The sequence below is a fragment of the Mesorhizobium sp. M7A.F.Ca.CA.002.09.1.1 genome (genome assembly GCF_003998555.1).
GTDB classification, from domain to species: domain Bacteria; phylum Pseudomonadota; class Alphaproteobacteria; order Rhizobiales; family Rhizobiaceae; genus Mesorhizobium; species Mesorhizobium ciceri.
The window spans coordinates 1-4,806 of the sequence record NZ_RZRR01000406.1 but is presented as its reverse complement, the minus strand read 5'-3'; the positions used below and the strand labels follow the sequence as shown (position 1 = coordinate 4,806).

Sequence of the window (4,806 nt, the reverse complement as noted above, 5' to 3'; positions counted from 1 at the left end):
GTAATAGGAAGCGCGAAGGGGTGGCTTGGAACACATGAAATACATCGTCTTCATTCTCTTTACCGTCATGACCAATGCCGCCGCGCAGCTGATGCTGAAGCAAGGCATGATGTCGCTCGGACCGATCTCGTTCGAGGGCGTCAATCCGCTCGTCAAGCTGCTGCAGATCGTCTTCAGCCCCTGGGTGTTCCTTGGCCTGTGTACCTTCGTCATCTCGATGGCCTCGCATCTCTATGTGCTGTCCAAGGTCGAGCTCTCCTTCGCCTACCCGTTCCTCAGCCTCGCCTATGTTGCCGTCGCCATCTTCGCTTATTTCGTCTTCCGCGAGGACCTCAATGGCTGGCGGATCGCCGGTATCGCCTTCATCTGCGTCGGCACGGTGCTGATCGCGCAAAGTGGGCGGGATTTGGGTGAGCAAGGGCATGAGGACCAGACCGCTTCCATCACGCCCGACAAGATCCAAGCAAACGAGATCGTTCGATGAGACATGTGATTTTCGGCGGCGACGGTTTCGTCGGCCGCCATCTTGCCCCGAAACTTGTGGCCGATGGTGAAGAGGTTGTCGTCGCCGACATCGTCAAGAGCGACCTGCCGCACTACCGCACCGTCCGCTTTATCCAATGCGACGTCACCGACCCGACCTCGGTCACCGCGGTTGGGCTCAGGGCCGACGACATGGTCTACAATTTGTCGGCCAAGATGCTATCGCCGATCCAGGTGCGCGCCAAGCGGCACGATTTCTTCTTCCCTGTGAATTTCCATGGCACCGAGCACATCATGCAGGCCATGGACGGAGCCGGTGCGTCAAAACTCGTCCACTACACGACCGACATGATCTACGGCCACACGGTCACGCAGCCGATGACCGAGGAGCACCCGGTGGCGCCGCTGGGCGAATATGGCTGGTCGAAGCAGAAGACAGAGGAGCTCGCCGCCGAATGGCGCAAGCGCGGCATGTCGATCTCGCTGTTTCGCCCGCGCCTGATCATCGGTCCCGGCCGGCTCGGCATTCTGGAAAAACTGTTCAAGCTGATCGACTGGAACCTTCCCGTGCCGATGATCGGTTCGGGCAGGAATCCTTATCAGTTCATCTCGGTGTTCGACTGCGCCGAGGCTGCGCGCGCGGCCTGGAAGGCCGGCGTGCCAAACGAGGCCTATAATCTCGGTTCGCTCAATCCGCCGCCGGTCAAGAAATTGCTCGGCGATCTGATCAGGCATGCCGGCTCGAAATCGATCCTGATCCCGACACCGGGCTGGGCGGTCAAGCGCACGCTGGACCTGCTTGACCTCTTGAACATGCCGATCATGGACCCGGAACAGTATCTGATCGCCGACGAGGATTGCGTGCTCGACGTGTCCAAGGCCGGGCGTCAGCTCGGCTGGGTGCCGCAATATCGCGACGAGGACATGCTGATCGCCGCCTACAGCGAGTACCGCGCAAAGAAAGCCGGTCACGCCGTCGCCACCAAACATGTGCCCGCCGAATAGCGGCTTGCAAAAACAGCTTTCGTTGCGCCCGATCCTGGTCGTGCGCGCAGACAGGAGATTGAAATGACCGTCATGGCCAAGCCCGAACAGACCAATTTGCGCACCATGGTCAGCGCGCCGGCGCTGTCGCCTGTCACCATCGCCAAGCCCGATTTGATCAGCGTCGAACAAGCCAAGGCGATGGATGTCGCCCGCATGACCGACCTGTTCAAGGCGCATCTCAACCCCGGCCAGTTCCACTTCATGAAGCTGCTCGGCTTCCACAAGATCAAGATCGAGCGTGCCGAAGGCATGTTCTACATCGACCAGAACGGCCGCAAGATCCTCGACTTCTTCGGCGGCTTCGGTTCGCTGGCCTTTGGCCACAATCATCCGCGCATCCTGGAAGCACGCAAGAAATTCCAGGAGGAGAAGCGCCAGGAAATCGCCATCGCCTTCATGTCGCAATATGCGGCAGCGCTTGCGCACAACATCGCCAAATGCTCGCCCGGCGATCTCGACATGGTATTTTTGGGTTCGTCCGGCTCGGAAGCGATGGAAGCGGCGGTGAAGCTCGCCGAGCGCGCGGCCGGTCCGAAGCGGCCGAAGATCGTCTATGCCGAGAATTCCTTCCACGGCAAGACCAAGGGCGTGCTGGGCATCACAGACGGCCAGCTTTACCGCGCCGACTTCAAGGTGGCGGAAAACACGGTCCGCATCCCGTTCGCCGACATCGAGGCGGTCGAGCGCCTGTTCCGCTCCGATCCGGAGGTCGGGGTCATCGTGCTCGAGACCATCCAGGGCGGTGGCGGCATCATTCAGGCGCCGGCCGAATATTGGCAGAAGCTGCGCGCGCTGTGCGATCAGTACGGCGTGCTGTGGGTCGCCGACGAAGTGCAGTGCGGCTACGGCCGTTCGGGCCGCTTCTACGCCTTCGAGCATTACGGCGTCATTCCCGATGTGACCGCGCTGGCCAAGTCGCTCGGCGCCGGCAAGGCGGCGGTGGGAGCCATGATCGCGCGGCGCGAGGTCTACATGAAGGCCTATGGCACGCCGAAAACGGCGATGATCCATGCCATGGCGACCTTCGGCGGCATGGGCGAGGCCTGCGTCACCGCGATCGAGGGGCTCAACGTGCTCTACGACGAGGGGCTGATCGACAATGCCGCCGTCACCGGCGACTATTTGCTGCAGCGCCTGCAGGCGCTCAGGGAAAAGTACCCGAAGATCATCAAGGATGTGCGCGGCAAGGGTTTTATGGTCGGCCTGGAGTTCCACGACTTCTCGCAGACCTTGCCGATGGTGCTGCGGCCGATCGTCAGCGTGCTCGACGACAAGCTGAAGGGCTCGCTGTCGGGCTTCGTCGGCGCGCTGCTGCTGCGCGATTACGACGTGCTGGTCGCCTTCACCGAGTACAACCGCAACGTCATCCGGCTGGAGCCGCCGCTGATCTGCCAGCGTGAGCATGTCGATCGTTTCGTCGATGCTTTCGACAGTCTGCTGTCGCGCGGCATCGTGTCGATCGTGAAGGATTTCGTCAAAAGCCAGGTCCGTTAAACCGAAACTCGCTGAGTAGACATGCTGACCAAGTCGCCCGCTCCACAGAACCCACTCGACCGGCTCACCGGGGCCGGTCTGGCGTGGGGCGTGGGGACTTATGCGCGGCTGGCGGCACCGATCGGCGCCGCGGCCTTCGCGCTCTACATTCTTTTTTCAGCGTTCACCGCGTGGGTGATGCCCGACGCCAATTGGGACATGCTGCCCTATCTCGCCATAGCGGAGGAAGGCACCTATCCCGATGCACAGGCGCTGCATGACTATGCCTACAACACTGTCAAATCGGGCGTGTCGGCCGGTGACTACAAGGCGCTGACCGACGATGGCGGCGGCTTCCGCAGCCACATGGCGGAGAATGCCGCCGACTTCCATTCATTGCTCGGCATGTACCGGATCAAGTTCCTCTATGCCGAGATCCTGTCGACGATGAGCGCGGTGATGTCGCCGGTCGAGGCGATGCGCCTGGTCTCAGTGTTCTCCGTGCTGCTGTTCGGCGCGATCGCCCTGATGTGGCTGCGCTCCGAGGGGGCACTGGCCTTGGCGCCGGTGGTCGGCGCGGTGCTGATCATGGCCGATTTCGGCGATGCGGCGCGCGCCTCAACGCCGGATCTGCTCACATCGGCGCTGTTGCTGGGCGGGCTTTATGCCTATGTCCGCGGCCGCGAGGTGGCGACGGCGATCCTGCTCTTCCTCGCCTTCATGGTGCGCCCGGACAACATTGTTTTCCTTGCTGTTTTTGCTGTGCTGCTGGTTGCGTTCCGGCAGAGGGCATGGGGCGCGCTGGCCGGCTTTGCCGCTTCCTTCGTTGCCTATTTCGCCATCTCGCACTGGGCGCATCATCCCGGCTGGTGGCCGCATCTGTGGTTCTCCAGCATCGAGCAGCATTACAATATGGACGGGTTCGAGCCGCCATTCTCCATCGTTGCCTATCTCAGGGCATTTGCCACCTCGCTGCTGCGTGCCGTCAGCCTGAACAGCTGGGTCGGCGTGTCGGTGCTGGCACTGGCCGGCTGGTTTGCTGCCGACCGCGCCGGCTTCCGCCTCGACCGCCGCGCCGGCATCCTGTTCGCGGCACTGGTGCTCGGCGCGCTGGCGAAGTTCACCGTCTTCCCGATCCACGACACGCGCATCTATTTCCCGCATCTGATCCCGCCATTCCTGCTGCTGGCGACGCCGTTCATGGCGTTGTGGGCGGCCGTGGCTCGCGGCCAGAATCGCGCTGCCATGCAAATCATTCCCGGAGACAAGTCATGAGTTCGCTATCCAGCCTGGCGCGCGTTGCCCTGTCGCTCGGTCTTCCCAGTGGCGTTCTCGATCGCGGGCCGTCGCTGCGCGGCACGAAATTCCTGGCCAAGGCAGCGCTGAAGGCGCGGTTTGGTGGGGCGGGGCGGCCGTTCCAGATGGTCAATGTCGGCGCCTGCGACGGCGCGCTCTTCGACGATGTGACGCCGTGGCTGCACAGGATTCCCGGTGCACGCGCGATGCTGGTCGAGCCGATCCCCTACAATCAGAAACGGCTGCGCGCCAACTACCCCGACATCAGCCGCTTCATCATCGAGCCGGTGGCGGTGACGAAGACAAAGGGCACGATCACCGTCCACACTTTCGATGCCGCCGCGCTCGAGGCCGGCACGCTGCCCATCGAATTCATCGGCTGTTCGTCGGTCACCGACACCAATCTGATGTCGGGCAAGAATGCCTGGGGCGAGGCCGACGCCAACTTCAACAAGTTCGCGCCGCATCTCAGGGACATCGAGGTGCCATCCGAGACCTTGCTGACGC

At 62.4% G+C, this 4,806-nt stretch carries 5 protein-coding genes; all 5 read left to right on the top strand.

What is annotated here, in order from left to right; translation table 11 throughout:
- The first annotated feature begins 34 nt into the window (after positions 1-34).
- Positions 35-484, top strand: coding sequence for an EamA family transporter (locus tag EN994_RS18125; protein ID WP_063168218.1), 450 nt, complete (start codon positions 35-37; stop codon positions 482-484).
- Positions 481-1,488 (top strand): NAD(P)-dependent oxidoreductase, encoded by a 1,008-nt coding sequence (locus tag EN994_RS18120; protein WP_063168217.1) that lies wholly within the window; start codon positions 481-483, stop codon positions 1,486-1,488. Before EN994_RS18125 ends, EN994_RS18120 begins: the two co-directional genes overlap by 4 nt.
- Positions 1,489-1,593: 105 nt before the next feature.
- Positions 1,594-3,024 (top strand): aspartate aminotransferase family protein, encoded by a 1,431-nt coding sequence (locus EN994_RS18115; protein WP_244514351.1) that lies wholly within the window; start codon positions 1,594-1,596, stop codon positions 3,022-3,024.
- Between the two features lie 21 nt (positions 3,025-3,045).
- The gene (locus tag EN994_RS18110) at positions 3,046-4,278 is read left to right on the top strand and encodes a glycosyltransferase 87 family protein (RefSeq protein WP_063168215.1); all 1,233 of its coding nucleotides are present in this window, start codon (positions 3,046-3,048) and stop codon (positions 4,276-4,278) included.
- Positions 4,275-4,806, top strand: a 532-nt coding sequence (locus EN994_RS18105; RefSeq protein WP_127307698.1) for an FkbM family methyltransferase, incomplete at its 3' end; no start/stop codon positions are given. The genes EN994_RS18110 and EN994_RS18105, both read left to right, overlap by 4 nt.

Excerpts from the sequence above, each read along its gene's own strand:
- EN994_RS18125 (WP_063168218.1), top strand. The coding sequence starts at position 35 with ATGAAATACATCGTCTTCATTCTCTTTACCGTCATGACCAATGCCGCC.
- EN994_RS18120 (WP_063168217.1), top strand. The coding sequence starts at position 481 with ATGAGACATGTGATTTTCGGCGGCGACGGTTTCGTCGGCCGCCATCTT.
- EN994_RS18115 (WP_244514351.1), top strand. The coding sequence starts at position 1,594 with ATGGTCAGCGCGCCGGCGCTGTCGCCTGTCACCATCGCCAAGCCCGAT.
- EN994_RS18110 (WP_063168215.1), top strand. The coding sequence starts at position 3,046 with ATGCTGACCAAGTCGCCCGCTCCACAGAACCCACTCGACCGGCTCACC.